This is a genomic window from Micromonospora sp. Utrum1 (assembly GCF_057197805.1).
Window position 1 is genome coordinate 4,064,095 of sequence record NZ_CM170071.1, and the last position, 18,415, is coordinate 4,082,509.

The window sequence follows — 18,415 nt, forward strand, 5'->3', positions numbered from 1 at the left end:
TTCATCAGTCGTTGCCGGACGGCCGATCGTGTCGTCGGCCGAGATCGTCGAAGAACCCGGGAATCTCCCGCCACACTGCGCTTCCCCCCGACATGCCCGTCCAGTGCCGGCGGATCAGCGCGACAAGTCGGAAGCAGTCGTCGACGGGCACCACCCACTGTTGGCCGTCGCCGCGCGGCGGGCCCGTCCACACCAGGAACGCCTCGACCCGTGGCTTCAGCTCGGCCAGCGCGGGTGATCGTGCCTCGATCGCCCGCCAGGCGCCGGCATCGATCTCCGACTCGGTGGTGCCGAGCGGGCTCGGGTAGTGCGCGAGCACTCGGCCGTCCTGCCGCTTCACGAAGAACACCAGACCGACCGGCACGCTGAGTTCGGCAACGGACAGGCCGGTCAACCGTCTGCCGTGGGTGGGGACGAGCTGGTACCGGCCGGCGCCGGCCGCCTCGCGGTCGAACAACAGGGAGCACGGCGTGCAGGCGCACATCAGCTCCCCGTCCTGCTCGTCCCACACGTGCCGGTGTTCCGGGCCGACCGGCCCGGCGCACATGCCGCAGCGCTCGACCGTCGCCGCGCGCTGCCTCGCGCGACGGATCGCCCGCTGCAGGGCGCCGGCCGTCATGCCGTGCCGTCCAACGCCAGCGGCCCCGCGGCCTGCTTCACCTCGCTCGTCGTCGCCTCCGCGGTCCGGTCCGGCCGCTGCCACAGGGCGGCGATCGGGATCAGTGCCGGAGTCGGCGCGGGCGCCGCCACGTCGACCGCGGACAGCTCCGGCGCGAAGGTCAACACCTGTTCCCGCACCAGGTCACGCAGCGCCGCGCCGCCACCGCCGCACGAACTCGCCGACAGGCTGATCCGCGCCACCTCGTTCTGGACGCCGACCAACGCGATCTCGGCGCCCTGCGCGCGCAGCTGCGGCCGGAGATCGTCGACCGCACGGGCCACGCGCCCTTCCAGCGGATCCGGGTGGATGCGGTGCAGCAGCAGCAGGTGCCGCAGCAGCTCGTCGTCGGTGAGCCGGTCGAGCGCGCCGGCGCTGTCGGCGGCGAGATCGGTGACCCGGGCCAGCGCCTCGCCGTACACCTCGGTCAGGATCTCTACCGCTTCCAGCGCCAGCTCGGCGGTGCGGCCGGGGGTCTGTTCGAGCTGGCCGAGCACAGCGTCCAGGCGGGCCAGCCGCGGCTCGACGGCCGCGTCGGCGAGACGCTGGAGGTCCGGCTGCTCACCCATGGGACGCGCCGAACATCGGCGAGTGGATCTTCTTGAGGGTACGACCGCCGCCGACGTACATGTGCACCCCGCAGGGGAGGCAGGGATCGAAGCTGCGCACCGCGCGCATGATGTCCACGCCCTTGAAGTTGTCCGGGCCGTTCTCCTCGAAGATGGGCATGTTCTGAATCGCGTCCTCGTACGGACCGGGCGTGCCGTAGCTGTCGCGGGGACTGCCGTTCCACGGCGTCGGCGGGTACGGGTGGTAGTTGGCGATCTTGCGGTCCCGGATCACGAGGTGGTGCGACAGCGCGCCCCGGACGGCCTCGTGGAAGCCGCAGCCGATGGCGTCGTCCGGCACGTCGAACTCGGCGAAGACCCGCATGTCGCCGCCGCGCATCCGGTCCATCGCCTGTTCCAGGAAGTACAGCGACATCGCCGCGGAGTACGCGATGAAGTAGGCCCGTGAACGGTCCCGCTCCAGGGCGTTCGACCAGCGCGGGATCTTCCACTCCAACGTCATCTCGGGCAGCTGCTGGCTCTTCGGAAGCGAGATCAGCACGCTCGTCCCGGTCGACTTGACGTACGGCGTGTCGACCATCTTCGCCAGCGCCGTGGTGTACAGCCGGGCGAAACAGCCGCCGCCGGTGTCGAGCGCCAGGTGCTGTCCCGTGATCTTGTCGAACCAGCGGGGGCTCATCACCCAGCTGTACTTGTCGTTGAAGTCGCGCTTGCCGGGATCGGGGAGTGTCGTCTGGTTCCAGGGATGGCGGATGTCGACCGGGTTGCCGAGCGGGTCATGGCTGACGAACGGCTCCTCCTCGCCGACCCAGTCCTTGTAGTACGAGCTGCCGAGCAGGATCCGGATGCCGAGGTTGATGTCCACGAGATCGGTGGTGAGCAGCTTGCCGTCGACGACGATGCCGGGCGTGACGTGCATCGCCCGCCCCCAGTTCGTCATGGTCTCGTACCGGTAGTCGACGACGTCGGGATTCTGGAACGCGCCCCAGCAGCCGAGCAGGACCCGGCGGCGGCCGACCTCCTCGTAGCCGGGCAGCGCCTCATACCAGAAGTCGAAGATGTCGTCGTTCATGGCGACGGCCTTCTTGACGAAGTCCAGGATGCTGATCAGCCGGCTCAGGTAGTCGGTGAACAGCGTCGGCTGGGGCATCGTGCCGACTCCGCCCGGATAGACCGTCGAAGGGTGGACGTGCCGGCCCTCCATGAGGCAGAACATCTCCCGGGTCGTCCGACTGACCTTCAGCGCCTCCTTGTAGACCGCGCCCTCGAACGGGTTGTACGCCCGCATGATGTCGGCGATCGTCCGGTAGCCGTGGATGTCCCGACCCGGTGCCGCGGTCTTCTCCGCGAGGGCGAGCACACTCGGATTGGTCTGCTTGACCATCGCCTCGCAGAAGTCGACGAAGACGAGATTGTCCTGGAACAGGGTGTGGTCGAACATGTACTCGGCGGCCTCGCCGAGATTGATGATCCACTCCGCCAGCGGCGGAGTCTTGATGCCGTAGGCCATGTTCTGCGCGTAGACGGAGCAGGTCGTGTGGTTGTCGCCGCAGATGCCGCAGATCCGGCTGGTGATGAAGCCGGCGTCGCGGGGGTCCTTGCCCTTCATGAACACCGAGTAGCCGCGGAACAGCGACGACGTGGTGTGGCATTCGGCGACCACGCGGTTCGCGAAGTCGATCTTCGTGTAGACGCCCAGGTTGCCGATGATGCGGGTGATCGGATCCCACGCCATCTCCACCAGTTCGCCGGGTTTCTGGCCGGCGGCCGGCTTCGGCTTCGTCGCGGTCACGGTCGGTTCCTCTCGATTGCTGCCTGTCGCCGGGGATCTGCCGGACCGTAGGGGCGCCACCGGGGGTTGTAGCCGCTGGTGAGTTCCGGACCGTTGTGGTGCCACTTCGGTTCCCGGTTGGCGGTGGCGTTGGTGATGCCGCGCAAGCGGCGGATCACGGCGCCGTACGGCTTGATGAGCAACGTGGACAGGCTGCCGCCGGGAGGCATGTCCATGAACGGCATGAACTTGTCGGGGAATCCCGGCATGGTGCAGCCGATGCAGATGCCGCCGACGTTGGGGCAGCCCCCCACGCCGCCCATCCAGCCGCGCTTCGGGACGTTGCAGTTGATGACCGGCCCCCAGCAGCCGATCTTCACCTGGCACTTGGGCGAGTTGTAGTCCTTGGCGAAGTCCGCCTGCTCGTAGTAGGCGGCCCGGTCGCAGCCCTCGTGCACGGTCTTGCCGAACAGCCACTGCGGCCGCAGCATGTGGTCCAGCGGCGGGGGCGGCGCCGAGCCGGCGGCGTGGTAGAGCACCCAGGTCAGGGTCTCCATGAAGTTCTCCGGCTGGATCGGGCAGCCGGGCACGTTGACGATCGGCAGGCCGCCCTCGGACCGGAAGTCCCACCCGAGATAGTCGGCCAGGCCCATGCACCCCGTCGGGTTGCCCGCCATGGCGTGGATGCCGCCGTACGTCGCGCAGGTGCCGGCCGCCACGACCGCCCAGGCCTTGGGCGCAAGGCGGTCGATCCACCAGTTCAGGGTCAGCGGCTCACCGGTGTTCTCGTCGTTGCCGAAGGACGTCCAGTACCCCTCGCCGTTGATGTTCTCGTTCGGGATCGACCCCTCGATGACGAGGATGAACGGCTCGGTCATCTCCCCACGAGCCGCTTTCCGGTACGGCGCCAGGAACTCCTCGCCGCCGGCCGTCGGCGACAGCACCTTGTTGTGCAGGTTGACCTTCGGCAGCCCGGGAATGAGCCCGAGAACGACGTCCTCGATCGCCGGCTGACCGGAGGCCGTCATCGCCACGGAATCCCCGTCACAACTCATGCCCTCGGAGATCCAGAGGATGGTGACCTCGTCGAACCCGTTCTCCCGGGGAATCACCGCGGTGTCGCGACTGCTCTGCGTCATGTGCGTGGCCTCCCTTGCATCCGATCCCGCAGCCGGTCGTAGATGGCAGCCAGCGGCGCCGCGAGGGCCAGCGCCGGGGGCTTGTCCGGCGCGTGCGGGTGCGGGCGCGTCGGGGCCCGCTGCTTGCCCTGGTCGATCTCCTGGCCCAGCTCGCGGAGGGCCTGCTCGTCGGTTCGGCTGCACAGCAGCGGCATGAGCTCGCTCTCGTCGTCCTGCACATGCCGGGCGACGGCGGACCCCAGCTGCTCCATCAGCTCGTCCTGTGCGCGATCGCCCACCCGGCAGCGGTCCAGTTCGAGGAGCAACTGCTTGATGGGCGCATGCCCGGCGAGGTGACGGTCGACCTGCCCGTCGGCCAGCACTCTCGCGGCGAACGGGTAGAAGAGGACCTCCTCGAGCGCGGCGTGCTTCGACAGTTCGCGGACGAGGATCTCCACGACGCCCCGCCGCTGCGCGTCCGACTTCGCCGCCCGGTAATCCCGGAACAGTTGTTCCACCACGCGGTGGTCGTGGCGCAGCACCTCGGTGGCGTCCATCAGACCGCTCCCAGCGCGGAGTTGTCCACCGTGATGGACTCAAGTACGACGTCGTCGCTGCCGTTGACCTCGATATCGACGCCGCCGCACCGCGGGCAGGCCACCATCGACAGGTGGTCGCGAATCGGTTCGCTCCGACCGCACTCGTGACACCGCACGGTCATCGGCTCCAGCACCAGGTCGACCGCGGAGTCCGCGACGACCGTGCCGGCCGCGGCCACCTGGATGCCCTGCGTGACGACACCGGGGTCGATGGCGTGGCCGCCGATCCGCACCCGCAGGGCGGTGACCCGCCGCCCGGCGGCTCGGCGCACCGCCGCCGCCACGATCGCCTCGGACAGGCCGGTCTCATGCATCGGCGCTCACCCCCTCTCGGCTGCCGCTCGCTGCGGCCTCTCCTGCCGCTCGACCAGCGGGGAGCCGCGCGGCTTCCTCCTGTGCGACCCCGAGCACCATCCGGACCGCCTCGTCGATCGCGGCCGCCACCGGAGCGGACAGCCCCATGCACTCGTCCAGGACAGCGGGCTGGCAACCCACCACCAACACCCGATCGACCATGCCGCCCAGGCTGCGCAGCAGCCGCAGCACCGACTCGGGGTCCATGCCGTGGGCGTCGGCGGCCGGTGCCTCCAGCACGTCGGCCGGGCGCAGCATCCAGCCCGGGTCGTCGAGGTCCACCTGGATGACGGCCAACGTCCCGGGTGGCTCGTCCAGCGGCAATGCGTCCACCAGGACCAGCACGTCGTGGCGGCTGTCCAGCAGATCGTAGGCCAGATGCATTCCGCGGATCCCGTAATCGGACACATCCACCCCCGGTGGGAGGACCGCGTCCCGGAGGCGCCGGGCGACCTCGACGCCGAACGCGTCATCGCCGAGGAAGATGTTGCCGATGCCGGCGACCAGGATTCGTCCGCCGTCGGGATTGCTCACGGCGCTGCCACCTCTCCGGACAACGGTTCCACCTCTTCCGGCCGGAAATGGCGCAGCCGCCCGTACCACTGGTGCAGCTCCGCGCCCGGGTCGTCGTCCACCGTCACCGCCAGGAACCGCGTCCCGTCCACGTCGAGCAGCACCTGCTCCACCCGGCCGGTCCGGCCCTCCAGGAACATGTCGTGCGCGTCCGTGCCGCGCCGCCGTGGTCGTAACCGGACCCGGCTACCCCGCGCCAGCACAGTGCACCCGACCAGGACCGTCTCGGTGTCCGGCGTGCCTCCGGCGTCGGTGTCGGACGCCCACCACGGCCGTTCCGGGTCCGGGGCGGCGTCGCCGCCCCGGCGTACGGGCTCCAGGGCCCGAATCGCCCCGTGCAGCCGTTCGAGCACCTCGGGCGGCATCGCGTCGACCCGGTCGAGGATGGCGGCGGCACGGGGGTCGGTGGCCCGGGCCTCCCGTTTCTCGGCGTCGGACAGAGTGAGCGTACGCAGCGAGAGGATCTCGTCGATCTCGGTCGCGTCGTGCAGGTCGCCCGGGCTCTCCGGCGCGATCCGCGGGTGGTCGTAGAGGATGATGGGTGACGAGAGCAGCACGTCGGCGGTGCCCGGCTCGCCGGCGAGCACCGGAAACGTGTGCACGTTGCGGCATGCCCGCGCGGCGTGCGCCGCCCACTCGGGCGGGTCGAGCAGGGACAGGAACCGCCCCCGGCTGACGGCGGCCAGCGTGTGGGCCGCGAGCAGGCAGCAGCGCAGCGCCTCGTCCCGCGGGGTGTCCGGCGCCGTCGTCCGGTCCGTGTTCTCGACCCGGATCTCGAGCCGCAGCAGGCGGAAGGGCGTCTCACACGGGACGGCGGAGGCGGTGACCGAGGCGGACAACGGCCATCGTCGGCGCACCACCCGTCCGACCGGCTCGCCCCGGCCGTCGACCAGCGACTCGACGTCCTCCCCGCCCGGCACCCGGACATCGAGGCGGCGGCCGTGCCGCAGGTCGCCGACCGACGCCTCGATGTCGAACTCCCGCGGCACCGCCTCGTCGAAGCTGAGCTCCGTGCGCCCGCCGACCTCGATCCGGTCGACCGGCCGGTACCCGCCATCGGCCGTCCGTCTTTCGGCCACCTTGCGTTGCAGGTGCAGGAACCGCAACCGGATCCGGACGCTCGCCGTGTCCGGCGCTTCCACCAGGCACGCGGTCTGCTGCCACGGTGACTCCGCGGAGCCCGCCACGCCGCTGTCGACCAGGCCGTGTGCCGCTGCCCACTCCGGGGGCAGCAGGACCCCGAACTGCCAGCGGACCCGGTTTTTGATCGACGACCGCCGATAGGGGTAGAGCAGGTAGCCCTCGTACAGGATGGCGTCCGCGACCGCCTCGACGCCGTCGAGACGGGGGCTGGGGCAATCGGTCCGCATGGTGGTCGACCCCCTTCAGGGGCACGCAGGAACCCGCTCCGGCAAGCGGTCACCCCGGTCTACCCCGTCCCGTCGTGCGACCGTAAGTGCGCGCCGCCGGTAGGTGACGAACGCACTCATCGGACCGGGTGAAGCGACGCCTGGTGCCCCACCCGAGACGGGCGGGGCACCAGGCGTCGGCTGGTCGGTCAGGTCTGGTTGCCGGGCACGTTCTTGTAGTCCTGCGGGCTGATCCCCTTCGGGCGCGGGTCCTTCTGCCGCTGGCCGCCGCCCTGGTTGGCGTTGGCCGACCCACCGAGTTTCCGGATCATCTCGTCCTTGTTCATCTGGTCGACGTTGCGCATTCCGGCGCGTTCCGCCTGCTTGCGCAGTTCACCGGTCTTCATCTGGGCGGGATCGCGGGCCATCGTTCCTCCTTCGGTCAGCGGACGAACTGGGGACCCGGTCGGCGTCCGCTCAGGCCCGCTGGCCGGTCGTGCCGGTGACGGCGTCGTCGCACCGTTTGGCCGCTGTCGTCCGTCTCGCCTGTCCGTGGTTGGCGGTTCACGGTCCCGGCTCGCTTACCCGCCGACGGGCCGCACCAACGTTGGTGGGCGCCGGTCCGGGCGGGTCCTCGATCAGCACCGGCCTCCGGCGGCGGTGGGGGCGGCTCTGTGCCGGATCGGCGGACCGCCGGCAGCACCAGTGGCGTGCCGGTCTCCGGTTCTCGATGATCCGGTGGGGGAGGCCGAACACCGCCTCCACTACGACAGCTCTATCCGCCGCCGAGCCGGTGGCGCAGCGCGAGGTGGAGCACCAGCCGCCGGTCGGGATCGTCGAGGGCCGCGCCGAACAGCTCGCGCAGCCGGCGCATCCGGTAGCGCACGGTCTGCGGGTGGGTGTGCAGGTCCTCGGCCACGGCGACCACCTGCCCCTGCCGGCGTAGCCAGCCGTGCAGGGTCTCGGCCAGGGTCCGGCGGGCGGCCGGCCGCAGGCCGGCCAGCGGCGCGAGGCAGGCGTCGGCGAGGTGGTCGGCCAGCCCCGGCTCCCAGCGCAGCAGCAGGGTGAGCAGGTGCTCTTCCCCGGCCACCGGGTCGGCCGGCAGCACGCCCTCCCCGCGCAGCGCCAGGGCCCGTCCGGAGATCCGGTACGACAGCCGGGCGCGGTTCAGCGCCACGCTCGGCCCGAGCGCCGCCCGCCGGCCGGTGAGGGCCTGGCGGGCCCGGTCGAGCCGGCCCGGGGTGCCCGGGTCGGGCAGCACGATCCGGACCACGTCGTCGATGACCGTGGCGATGGCGCCGCCGCCGATGGTGCGGCCCAGGTGTTCGGCGTCGTCGCCGTCGACGCTGAGCACGGCGACCGTGCGGGGCAGCGGCCAGCGGGCCGCGTCGGCGGCGGCGCGCAGCGCGGCCTCGGCCGGCGGCTCCGGCTGCACGAGCAGGGTGATCAGCCGCCGCCGGGTGGTGGCCCAGTCCTGCGCGGCGTCGCGCTGCTCGTCCAGGTAGCCCTCGGCGGCGGCGCCGGCCAGGGCGTCGACGTAGCCGAAGAGCGCGCCGGCGACCACGTACAGGTCCGCCGGGGCGGGGCCGGCGGGCGTGGTGTGCGCGACCAGGAAGGCCCACATCTCGCGGCCGCCGAGGGTGAGCACGGCGCGCAGCGCGTCGACCCGGTGCCCCTCCCGGTATTCGGTGCGGCCGAGGGCGTGGAAGACGGCCCGGGTGGCGGCCAGGTCGCGGGCCGGCTCGGCGACCGCGTCGACGAAGTCGTCCACCGCGGTCCGCACGCCGAGGGCCAGCCCTCGCCCCTGCCCGCCGGTGAGGGAGCGGCCCTGCGCCCGCATCGCGGCGCGGACACTGTCCAGGATCCGCCCGTGCAGCGGGGCGCGCAGCGCCCGCAACTGCTCGCCGACCGCCGGGCCGAGATGGGCCAGGCCGGGCTCGATGTCGAGCAGGGTGTCGGCCATCGTCGGCTCCTTTTGTCATCGCGGTGACAAACCCGGTGGCGGATCTCGCACGCCCCGACCAAGGATTTTGGCACTCGGCTACGTACGGTCGGTGCCGTGGATAGCGATGTGATCGTGGTGGGCGCCGGGCTGGCCGGGCTGGTCGCCGCCGCCGAGGCCGCCGACGCCGGCCGTCGGGTGCTGCTGCTCGACCAGGAGCCGGAGCAGAACCTCGGCGGGCAGGCATGGTGGTCGTTCGGCGGGCTGTTCCTCGTCGACTCGCCGGAGCAGCGGCGGATGGGCATCCGGGATTCGATGGAGCTGGCCTGGCAGGACTGGACCGGCAGCGCCGCCTTCGACCGTCCCGAGGACCACTGGCCGCGGCGGTGGGCCGAGGCGTACGTGCACTTCGCGGCCGGGGAGAAGCGGGCCTGGCTGCGCGGCATGGGCCACCGGGTCTTCCCGGTGGTGAGCTGGGCCGAGCGGGGCGGGGGTGCGGCGCACGGGCACGGCAACTCGGTGCCCCGGTTCCACGTCACCTGGGGCACCGGCCCGGGCGTGGTCGAGCCGTTCGCCCGGCGGGTCCGCGCCGCTGCCGAGCAGGGCCGGATCCGGCTGCTGTTCCGGCACCGGGTCGACGAGCTGGTCACCAGCGGCGGCGTGGTCACCGGCGTGCGGGGCGCGCTGCTCGCCCCCGACGACGCCCCGCGCGGGCGACCCACCTCCCGGACCGTGGTCGGCGACTTCGCGTACGGGGCGCAGGCGGTGATCGTCACCTCGGGCGGGATCGGCGGCGACCACGACCTGGTCCGGCGGGCCTGGCCGGCACGGCTCGGCACCCCACCGGCCCGGATGGTCACCGGCGTGCCCGCGTACGTCGACGGGCGGATGCTGGCCGTCACCGAGGCGGCCGGCGGCCAGGTGATCAACCCCGATCGGATGTGGCACTACACCGAAGGGCTGCGCAACTGGGACCCGGTCTGGCCGGGGCACGGCATCCGCATCCTGCCCGGGCCGTCCTCGCTGTGGCTCGACGCGACCGGGCAGCGGCTGCCGGCGCCGCTGTTCCCCGGCTTCGACACCCTCGGCACGCTGCGCCACCTGCGCGCCACCGGCCACGACTACAGCTGGTTCGTGCTCACCCAGAAGATCCTGGAGAAGGAGTTCGCGCTGTCGGGCTCCGAGCAGAACCCCGACCTGACCAACCGCAGCGTGCGGCAGGTGCTGCAGCGGGTCCGCCCCGGCGCGCCCGGGCCGGTGGAGGCGTTCAAGCGGCACGGCGCGGACTTCGTCGTCGCCGACGACCTGCCGGCGCTGGTCGACGGGATGAACAAGCTGGCCGCCGAGAGCGGCGGGCCGCAGCTCGACGCCGTGGCGCTGCGCCGGGTCGTCGAGGCCCGGGACCGGGAGATCGCCCACCCGTTCGGCAAGGACGCCCAGCTGCACGCCATCCGCGGCGCCCGCCGCTACCGGGGTGACCGGCTCATCCGGGTCGCCACCCCGCACCGGCTGCTCGACCCGGCCGCCGGTCCGCTGATCGCCGTGCAGCTGCACGTGCTGACCCGCAAGACGCTCGGCGGCCTGCACACCGACCTGTCCGGCCGGGTGCTGCGCTCCGACGGCGAGCCGCTCGCCGGGCTGTACGCCGCCGGCGAGGTCGCCGGCTTCGGCGGCGGCGGCATGCACGGCTACAACGCCCTGGAGGGCACCTTCCTTGGCGGCTGCCTCTTCTCCGGCCGCGTTGCCGGCCGGGCCGCCGCAGCGGCCACCGGCTAGCCCCGATGCGGCCGGGACTCGCGGGCCGACCCGGGACGCCGGCCGGGACCCGCGGGCCGACCCCGGCGCCGTCCCGGGCTGCCGCGTGGGCGCGGACCCGGCCGGCGGTCAGGGCGCCGGGACGGCCCGCCGGCGCGCCGTGGGGAGCACCAGCGGCGTGCCGGTCTCCGGGTCCTCGATGATCCGGCAGGGCAGGCCGAACACCTCCTCCACCAGCTCCGTGGTGACGATCCGGCGTGGGTCCCCGGCGGCGACCACCCGCCCGTCGCGCATCGCCACCAGGTGGGTGGCGTAGCGGGCGGCCTGGTGCAGGTCGTGCAGCACCGCCACCAGGGTGCGGCCCTGCTCCTCGTGCAGCCGGGCGCAGAGGTCCAGCACCTCGACCTGGTGGGCGATGTCCAGGTAGGTGGTCGGCTCGTCGAGCAGCAGCAGCGGCGTCTGCTGGGCCAGCGCCATGGCGATCCAGACCCGCTGCCGCTGCCCGCCGGAGAGCTCGTCGACCGGCCGGTCGGCCAGCTCCCCGACCCCGGTGTCGGCCATCGCCCGGTCGACCACCCGCTCGTCCTCGCGGGACCACTGCCGCAGCAGGCCCTGGTGCGGGTAGCGGCCCCGGGACACCAGCTCGGCCACGGTGAGCCCGTCCGGGGCCACCGCCGACTGCGGGAGCAGCCCGAGCGTGCGGGCGACCTGCCGGGCCGGCAGGCGGTGGATGTCGGCGCCGTCGAGCAGCACCGTGCCCCGCGCCGGGCGCAGCAGCCGCGCCAGGGCGCGCAACAGCGTCGACTTGCCGCACGCGTTCGGCCCGATGATCACGGTGAAGGAGCCGTCGGGGACGGCCACCGTGAGGTCCTCGGCGACGGTGCGCCGGTCGTAGCCGAGGGTCAGCGCCTCGCCGACCAGCCGGGGGTTGTCGGGCCGCATGGTGGGGGTTCCCTTCTCGTCGGGGCCGGTCATCGCCGACCCCCGCGTTCGCCGGCGAGCAGCCAGGCCAGGTAACCGCCGCCGAGCACGCCGGTGACCACGCCGACGGGCAGCTGCCGGCCGGCGACCGCGTGCTGGGCCAGTTGGTCGGCGGCGAGCAGCAGGGCCGCGCCGACGACCGCCGACGGCAGCAGGTTCGGCCCGGGCGCGCGGGTCAGCCGGCGGGCCAGGTGCGGCGCGGTCAGCGCCAGGAACGACACCGGTCCGGCGGCCGCCGCCGCGACCGAGACCAGCAGCACCGCCGCGCCGAGCGCCGCCACCCGCACCCGGCGCACCGGTACGCCCAGCCCGGCCGCCGAGTCGTCGCCCATCTCCAGCAGCCGCAGCGCGGGTGCGCGGGCGAGCAGCACGGCGGGCAGCAGCACCGCCAGCGCGCCGAGCACCGGCAGCGCGTTGGCCCAGCCCCGCCCGTCCAGGCTGCCGGTGAGCCAGAGCGCGGCGCGGGCGGCGCCCATCAGCGGGGCGCGGGTGAGCAGCCAGCCGTTGACCCCGGTGAGGATCGAGGTGACGCCGATGCCCACCAGCACCAGCCGGTACCCGCCCACCCCGTGCCGGCCGGCCAGCCCGTACAGCAGCAGGCCGGTGGCCAGCCCGCCGGCGGCGGCCGCCCCGGCCAGCGCCGCGCTGCCGCCGCCGAGCACCACCACGACCAGCGCGCCGGTGGCCGCGCCCGAGGTGACCCCGAGCACGTCCGGGCTGCCCAGCGGATTGCGGGTCAGCGACTGGAACACCGCACCGGCCAGGCCCAGGGCGGCGCCGACCGCCAGCGCCGTGACCAGCCGGGGCAGCCGCAGCTCGGTGACGATGAAGCGGTCGGCGGGGCTGCCGCCACCGGCCAGCACGCGCAGCACGTCGGCCGGGGCGATCGGGTAGTCGCCGGCCCCGACGGCCAGCACGGCGAGGGCGAGGGCGAGCAGCGTGCCGGCCAGGCCGACGACGAGGGCGCGGGGGCGCAGGCGCAGCGACAGCCCGCCGGGAAGGCGCAGCACGATCACAGCCGGCCCACCCGTCCGCGCCGGACCAGGTACAGGAAGAGCGGTCCGCCGAGCACGGCGGTGACCAGGCCGACCTGGAGTTCGCCGGGGCGACCCAGCACCCGGCCGGTCACGTCCGCGGTGAGCAGCAGCACCGGCGCGAACACCGCGCACCACGGCAGCAGCCGCCGCGGGTCCGGCCCGGTGAGGGCGCGGACCATGTGGGGGGCGAGCAGGCCCACGAAGACGATCGGCCCGCAGGCGGCGGTGGCCGCCCCGCACAGCAGCGTGACGGCGACGACCACCGCGCCCCGGACCAGGCCGGGCCGGGCGCCGAGCGCCCGGGCGGAGTCGTCGCCGAGGGCCAGAGCGGCCAGCGGCCGGGTCACCAGCAGGGCGATCAGCAGTCCGACCAGGACGAACGGCAGCAGGCTCGGCACCGTGTCGGTGCGGGCGCCGGCGAGCGAGCCGACGGTCCAGAACCGCAGCCGCTCCAGCGAGGTGCTGTCGACCAGCATGACCGCGCTGACGTAGGAGAACAGGGCCGCGTTGAGCGCCGCCCCGGCCAGGGCCAGGCGGGCCGGGGTGGCCTGCCGGCCGCCGGCGATGGTGTGCACGGCGACGGTGACCCCGGCGGCGCCGAGCAGCGCGTACCAGACCTGGTGGTCCAGGTCGGCGACGCCGAACAGCACGGTGGCCGTGGCGACCGCGGCCGACGCGCCGGCGTTGATGCCGAGCAGGCCGGGGTCGGCGAGCGGGTTGCGGGTCAGCGTCTGCATGGCCGCCGCGGCCACGCCGAGCGCCGTGCCGGCGGCGAGGCCCAGCAGCGTACGGGGCAGCCGTCCCTGGTGCACCACGGCGTAGTCGGGGGAGGCCGGGTCGGTGAGGCCGTGCCACACCTCGGTGAGGGACAACGGCTTCGCGCCGATGGCGAGGCTGAGCACGGCCATCGCGGCGAGCAGCAGCACGCCGAGGGCCAGCCCGCCGGAGCGGAGCCGGCGGCGCCGGCCCGGGGCCGGGGCGGCGACGGCGCCACTTCGGGGTGAGGTGATGACGGACAGCGTGGACTCCGGGGGCGGGAAGGGCCTTGACAGCGACTTAGGTTAGGTTAACCTAACTTCGCTGTCCATGGTCATTCGCAGACCCGTACCGAAAGACTTCGCCATGCCCGAGAACCTGTTCGGCCGCCGGCTCTCCCGCCGTGGCCTCCTCGCCGCCGCCGGCGCCACCGGCCTCGGTGCCCTCCTCGCCGGCTGCGGCAAGGACGGCGGCGACGCCGCCACCAGCGCCGGCCCGACTGGCGGCCCCTGGTCGTTCACCGACGACCGGCAGCAGAAGGTCGACGTCGCCAACCGGCCGAGCCGGATCGTCGCCTTCACCGGGGTGGCCGCCGCCCTGGTCGACTTCGGACTCGACAAGCAGATCGTCGGCGTGTTCGGCGAGACGAAGAAGACCGACGGCAGCAAGGAGCCGCAGGCCGGCGACCTCGACGTCGAGCAGGTCGAGATCCTCGGCAATGCCTGGGGCGAGTTCAACCTGGAGAAGTACGCCGCGCTCCGCCCCGACCTGCTGGTCACCCACATGTACGACCCGGGCGCGCTCTGGTACGTCCCGGACGAGAGCAAGGCGAAGATCCTGCCGCTGGCCCCCAGCGTCGCCATCACCACCGCCCGGGTGCCCATGACCCGCCCGATCGAGCGGTACGCGGAACTCGCCCGCTCCCTCGGCGCCGACCTCGACGCCAAGAAGGTCACCGACGCGAAGGCCCGGTTCACCGCCGCCGCCGAGGCGGTGCGCCAGGCGGTCAGGGCGAACCCGGGGATCAAGGTGATGGCCGCCTCCGGCAGCCCCGACCTCTTCTACGTCTCCAACCCCACGGTCAGCACCGACCTGATGTACTTCGCCGAACTCGGCGTAGACCTGGTGGTGCCGACCAAGCTCGAACAGGGCGACTACTTCGAGGCGCTGAGCTGGGAGAACACCGGCAAGTTCCCGGCCGACCTGATCCTGCTCGACAACCGTCCCACCGCGCTGCAGCCGAAGGACCTCGCCGCCAAGCCCACCTGGGCGCAACTGCCCGCGGTCAAGGCCAACCAGGTCACCCCGTGGGACGCGGTGCCCCGCTTCTCCTACGCCGGCGCGGCCCCGCTGCTGGAGAACCTGGCCACCGCCATTCGCGGCGCCAAGAAAGTCACCACGTGACCACCGCGGTCGCCCTGCGGTACCGGTTCTACGCCGCCCGGGTGCTCGCCACCCGGGCGGTGGGCGACTGCCTGGTCCGGGTCACCTTCGGCGGCGACGACCTCGGCGAATTCGCCGGCGGCGGCCGCGACCAGAGCGTCTCGATCTTCCTGCCGCACCCCGGCCAGGACGCCCCGGTCGTCCCCGTCGAGGAGGGAGAGGACTGGTACGCGGCCTGGCGGGCCCTGGACCCGGCGGTGCGGGCGGTGATGCGGTCGTACACGATCCGGGCGCAGCGGCCCGAGCGGGGCGAGCTGGACATCGACTTCGTCCGGCACGGCGACACCGGCCCGGCCACCCGCTGGGCCGGCCGGGCCCGCCCGGGCGACCGGGTGCTGCTGCTCGGGCCGGCCGTGCCCGACGAGCGGACCGTGCGCTTCCAGCCGCCCACCGGCGCCGACGCCGTGCTGCTGGTGGCCGACGAGACCGCGTTGCCGGCCGTCGGCGGGATCCTCGACTGGCTGCCCGCCGGCACCCCGGTCCGGGCCTTCGTCGAGATCCCCGCGGCCGGCGACATCCAGCCGCTGCCCAGCGCCGCCCGCGCCGAGGTGACCTGGCTGGTCCGGGGCGCCACCGGTCCGGGCAGCAGCCTGCTGGCCGACACGCTGCGCGGCGCCCGGCTGCCCGGCGCCGCCCCGTACGCCTGGATCGCCGGCGAGGCCGGCATGGTCCGGGCCGTGCGCCGGCACCTGGTCGGCGAGCGCGGCCTGGACCGCCGCCGGGTCACCTTCGCGGGCTACTGGCGGCGCGGCGCGTCGGAAGAGGACCTCCGGGCCGAGACCGCGAGCGCCTGACGCCGCGGCGGGACTACCGGAGACCGGCCGGGGTAGAGGGAAGCGTGACCGCGCCCGGGCCGTGCCGCCGGTGGCGCCCGGACCGCCGGGACGCGGGAGGTGGCGTCGCTATCCCCGTGGCGGCGCCGGTCCCAGCTGCGCCGCTACGAGCACGCCGCCACGCACCTGGAGCCGGCCTTCACCAACAGCCGCAACATGGTCCGCCGGGTCGTCGCGCTGCTCGACGCCCGGGAACCGGTCCCGGGCGACCTGCCGGACGCGATCGAGACCTTCGGACAGGCGCTGCGCCTGCTGCACCGGGACTTCCTGGCCAGGCGGACCCCCGAGATCGCCCGCTCCCGGGCGCTGCACGCCGCCGAGTCTGAGCGGCCACCGGGCTCCCGCGACTGCCCAAACGACCGTTAAGCTCTGGGGGTGGGAACCGACGAGCTGTACCCGTCCGAGCGGCTGGCCGCCGCCCAGCGCGCCACCGCCGCCGCCGGCCTGGACGCGCTGCTGCTCACCCCCGGCTCCGACCTGCGCTACCTGACCGGCTACGACGCCCACGAGGGGGAGCGGCTCACCTGCCTGGTGCTCCCCGCCGAGGGCGAGCCCACCCTGATCGTGCCGGTGCTGGAACGCCCCGGCGCCGAGGCCGCGCCCGGTGCCGGCTACCGGATCGTCGACCACGCCGACGGCACCGACCCCTGGCCGCTGGTGCGGGCCGCGCTGCCCGGCCCGGTCGCCGCCGTCGGGCTGGCCGACCGGATGTGGGCCGAGCAGGTGCTCGCCCTGCGCGCCACGCTGCCCGGCACCGCCCAGCGGCTCGCCTCCGAGGTGCTGCGCGAGCTGCGGATCCGCAAGTCCCCCGCCGAGGTGGCCGCCCTGGCCGAGGCGGGCGCGGCGATCGACGCGGTGCACCGACGGATGGGGGAGTGGCTGCGCCCCGGCCGGACCGAGGTCGAGGTTGCCGCCGACATCGCCGCCGCCATCCGGACCGCCGGGCACGTCCGCGTCGACTTCGTCATCGTGGCCGCCGGCCCGAACGGCGCCAGCCCGCACCACGGCACCGCCGACCGCCCGATCCGGGCCGGCGAGCCGGTGGTGGTCGACATCGGCGGCACCATGCCGTCCGGCTACCGCTCCGACTGCACCCGCACCTACGTCGCCGGTGGACCCGCCCCGGCCGAGTTCACCGACTACTACGCAGTCCTGCACGAGGCGCAGCGCGCCGCGGTGGCGGCCGTCCGCCCCGGGCTGACCGCCGAGGCGCTCGACGCGATCGCCCGGGACATCATCGCCGCCGCCGGTCACGGCGACGCGTTCCTGCACCGCACCGGCCACGGCATCGGCCTCGACACCCACGAGGAGCCGTACGTCGTGGCCGGCAACCCCCGGCCGCTGGAGGCCGGCATGGCGTTCTCGGTCGAACCCGGGATCTACCTCGCCGGACGGCACGGCGCCCGGATCGAGGACATCGTCGTCTGCACGACGGACGGCGGGCAACGGCTCAACACCACCCCCACGGAGCTCATCGCGCTATGACTGTCGACCGGATCCTCCCCACCGACGAGGCCCACGACCTGCTGGACCTCGCCACCGAACTCGCCGACCGGGAGCTCGCTCCCCGGGCCGCCGACTTCGAGGAGCGCGCCGAGTTCCCCCGCGAGGTGCTGCGCACCCTGGGCCGGGCCGGCCTGCTCGGCCTGCCCTACCCCGAGGAGCACGGCGGCGCCGCCCAGCCGTACGAGGTCTACCTCCAGGTGCTGGAGATCCTGGCCAGTCGCTGGCTCGCCGTCGCCGAGGCGGTCAGCGTGCACACCCTGTCCTGCTACCCGGTGGCCCAGTTCGGCACCGAGGAGCAACGCAAGCTGCTGCCCGAGATGATCGGCGGGGAGCTGCTCGGCGCGTACTGCCTCTCCGAGCCGCAGGGCGGCTCGGACGCCGCGGCCCTGACCACGAGGGCGGTCCGCGACGGCGACGCGTACGTCGTCTCCGGCACCAAGGCGTGGATCACCCACGCTCGGGTGGCCGACTTCTTCAACATCTTCTGCCGCACCGGCGGCCCCGGCCCGAAGGGCATCTCCTGCCTGCTCGCCGACCGGAACACCCCGGGCATCCACCCGCAGGCCGCCGAACGGACCATGGGCCTGCACGCCTCCCCGGTCGCCCAGATCGCCTTCGACGAGGCCCGGGTGCCGGCCGAGCGGCTGATCGGCGGCGAGGGGATGGGCTTCACCATCGCCATGTCGGCGCTGGACTCCGGGCGGCTCGGCATCGCCGCGTGCGCGGTCGGCCTGGCCCAGGCCGCCCTGGACTACGCCATCGGCTACGCCCGCGAGCGCCAGCAGTTCGGCCGGCCGATCATCGACTTCCAGGGGCTCGGCTTCACCCTGGCCGACCACGCCACCCAGATCTCCGCCGCCCGCGCGCTGACCCTGGCCGCGGCCCGGCTGCGCGACGCCGGCCGGCCGTACTCCATCGAGGCGGCCAAGGCGAAGCTGTTCGCCACCGACATGGCGATGCGGGTGACCACCGACGCGGTGCAGGTGCTCGGCGGCGCCGGCTACGTCGCCGACCACCCGGTCGAGCGCTACATGCGCGAGGCGAAGGTGCTCCAGATCGTCGAGGGCACCAACCAGATCCAGCGGTTGGTCATCTCCCGCGCCCTGGCGAAGGGCTGATCGACGCGGTGCGCTACCGCCCGGCCCGCACAGCGTCACGCTGGCGGGCCGGG

General features: G+C 73.7%; 19 protein-coding genes. 6 read left to right on the top strand and 13 right to left on the bottom strand.

Annotation, left to right across the window (positions count from 1 at the left end; all coding sequences use genetic code 11):
* Positions 1–4: 4 nt before the first annotated feature.
* The 10 genes from AC0OLQ_RS19070 to AC0OLQ_RS19115 form a co-directional block, all read right to left on the bottom strand.
* Positions 5–619 (bottom strand): DUF5947 family protein, encoded by a 615-nt coding sequence (locus AC0OLQ_RS19070; RefSeq protein WP_484527329.1) that lies wholly within the window; start codon positions 617–619, stop codon positions 5–7.
* Positions 616–1,227, bottom strand: a complete 612-nt coding sequence (locus tag AC0OLQ_RS19075; protein ID WP_484527330.1) for a hypothetical protein — start codon at positions 1,225–1,227, stop codon at positions 616–618. Before AC0OLQ_RS19075 ends, AC0OLQ_RS19070 begins: the two co-directional genes overlap by 4 nt.
* Positions 1,220–3,019, bottom strand: coding sequence for a nickel-dependent hydrogenase large subunit (locus AC0OLQ_RS19080; RefSeq protein ID WP_484527331.1), 1,800 nt, complete (start codon positions 3,017–3,019; stop codon positions 1,220–1,222). Before AC0OLQ_RS19080 ends, AC0OLQ_RS19075 begins: the two co-directional genes overlap by 8 nt.
* A complete protein-coding gene (locus AC0OLQ_RS19085) occupies positions 3,016–4,137 on the bottom strand; it encodes an NADH-quinone oxidoreductase subunit B family protein (protein ID WP_484527332.1) in 1,122 nt (373 codons plus the stop codon). The genes AC0OLQ_RS19080 and AC0OLQ_RS19085 overlap by 4 nt, the downstream gene beginning before the upstream one ends.
* The gene (locus tag AC0OLQ_RS19090) at positions 4,134–4,673 is read right to left on the bottom strand and encodes a hemerythrin domain-containing protein (protein WP_484527333.1); all 540 of its coding nucleotides are present in this window, start codon (positions 4,671–4,673) and stop codon (positions 4,134–4,136) included. Before AC0OLQ_RS19090 ends, AC0OLQ_RS19085 begins: the two co-directional genes overlap by 4 nt.
* Positions 4,673–5,029, bottom strand: a complete 357-nt coding sequence (locus tag AC0OLQ_RS19095) for a hydrogenase/urease maturation nickel metallochaperone HypA (RefSeq protein ID WP_484527334.1) — start codon at positions 5,027–5,029, stop codon at positions 4,673–4,675. Before AC0OLQ_RS19095 ends, AC0OLQ_RS19090 begins: the two co-directional genes overlap by 1 nt.
* Positions 5,022–5,603: a hydrogenase maturation protease gene (locus AC0OLQ_RS19100; protein WP_484527335.1), complete on the bottom strand. Its 582-nt coding sequence runs from the start codon at positions 5,601–5,603 to the stop codon at positions 5,022–5,024. The genes AC0OLQ_RS19095 and AC0OLQ_RS19100 overlap by 8 nt, the downstream gene beginning before the upstream one ends.
* Positions 5,600–7,012 (bottom strand): hypothetical protein, encoded by a 1,413-nt coding sequence (locus AC0OLQ_RS19105; protein ID WP_484527336.1) that lies wholly within the window; start codon positions 7,010–7,012, stop codon positions 5,600–5,602. Before AC0OLQ_RS19105 ends, AC0OLQ_RS19100 begins: the two co-directional genes overlap by 4 nt.
* 188 nt (positions 7,013–7,200) lie before the next feature.
* On the bottom strand, positions 7,201–7,419 hold the full coding sequence (locus tag AC0OLQ_RS19110; RefSeq protein WP_484527337.1) for a hypothetical protein: 219 nt from the start codon (positions 7,417–7,419) through the stop codon (positions 7,201–7,203).
* Positions 7,420–7,766: 347 nt separating this feature from the next.
* The gene (locus AC0OLQ_RS19115; protein ID WP_484527338.1) at positions 7,767–8,954 is read right to left on the bottom strand and encodes a PucR family transcriptional regulator; all 1,188 of its coding nucleotides are present in this window, start codon (positions 8,952–8,954) and stop codon (positions 7,767–7,769) included.
* 96 nt (positions 8,955–9,050) lie between these two features.
* On the opposite strand from AC0OLQ_RS19115, the gene AC0OLQ_RS19120 reads away from it, so the two are divergent.
* Positions 9,051–10,709, top strand: coding sequence for an FAD-binding dehydrogenase (locus AC0OLQ_RS19120; protein ID WP_484527339.1), 1,659 nt, complete (start codon positions 9,051–9,053; stop codon positions 10,707–10,709).
* 108 nt (positions 10,710–10,817) lie between these two features.
* Here the strand turns inward: AC0OLQ_RS19120 and AC0OLQ_RS19125 are convergent, their stop codons facing one another.
* From AC0OLQ_RS19125 to AC0OLQ_RS19135, 3 genes are read right to left on the bottom strand one after another with little or no spacing between them, the layout of a single operon-like run.
* Positions 10,818–11,630 carry an ABC transporter ATP-binding protein gene (locus AC0OLQ_RS19125; protein WP_484532385.1) on the bottom strand — a complete coding sequence of 271 codons (813 nt, stop codon included), beginning with the start codon at positions 11,628–11,630 and terminating at the stop codon, positions 10,818–10,820.
* A gap of 29 nt (positions 11,631–11,659) precedes the next feature.
* Positions 11,660–12,685 carry a FecCD family ABC transporter permease gene (locus AC0OLQ_RS19130; protein WP_484527340.1) on the bottom strand — a complete coding sequence of 342 codons (1,026 nt, stop codon included), beginning with the start codon at positions 12,683–12,685 and terminating at the stop codon, positions 11,660–11,662.
* A complete protein-coding gene (locus AC0OLQ_RS19135) occupies positions 12,682–13,632 on the bottom strand; it encodes a FecCD family ABC transporter permease (protein ID WP_484527341.1) in 951 nt (316 codons plus the stop codon). The genes AC0OLQ_RS19130 and AC0OLQ_RS19135 overlap by 4 nt, the downstream gene beginning before the upstream one ends.
* A 196-nt stretch (positions 13,633–13,828) precedes the next feature.
* On the opposite strand from AC0OLQ_RS19135, the gene AC0OLQ_RS19140 reads away from it, so the two are divergent.
* The 5 genes from AC0OLQ_RS19140 to AC0OLQ_RS19160 all read left to right on the top strand — a co-directional run bounded on the left by AC0OLQ_RS19140 (position 13,829) and on the right by AC0OLQ_RS19160 (position 18,362).
* On the top strand, positions 13,829–14,866 hold the full coding sequence (locus AC0OLQ_RS19140; protein ID WP_484527342.1) for an ABC transporter substrate-binding protein: 1,038 nt from the start codon (positions 13,829–13,831) through the stop codon (positions 14,864–14,866).
* A complete protein-coding gene (locus AC0OLQ_RS19145) occupies positions 14,863–15,699 on the top strand; it encodes a siderophore-interacting protein (protein WP_484527343.1) in 837 nt (278 codons plus the stop codon). The genes AC0OLQ_RS19140 and AC0OLQ_RS19145 overlap by 4 nt, the downstream gene beginning before the upstream one ends.
* 99 nt (positions 15,700–15,798) lie before the next feature.
* The gene (locus AC0OLQ_RS19150; protein ID WP_484527344.1) at positions 15,799–16,104 is read left to right on the top strand and encodes a hypothetical protein; all 306 of its coding nucleotides are present in this window, start codon (positions 15,799–15,801) and stop codon (positions 16,102–16,104) included.
* Positions 16,105–16,107: 3 nt separating this feature from the next.
* Complete coding sequence (locus AC0OLQ_RS19155) at positions 16,108–17,223, top strand: M24 family metallopeptidase (protein ID WP_484532386.1); 1,116 nt, start codon at positions 16,108–16,110, stop codon at positions 17,221–17,223.
* Positions 17,220–18,362 (top strand): acyl-CoA dehydrogenase family protein, encoded by a 1,143-nt coding sequence (locus AC0OLQ_RS19160; RefSeq protein WP_484527345.1) that lies wholly within the window; start codon positions 17,220–17,222, stop codon positions 18,360–18,362. Before AC0OLQ_RS19155 ends, AC0OLQ_RS19160 begins: the two co-directional genes overlap by 4 nt.
* Positions 18,363–18,415 lie beyond the last annotated feature (53 nt).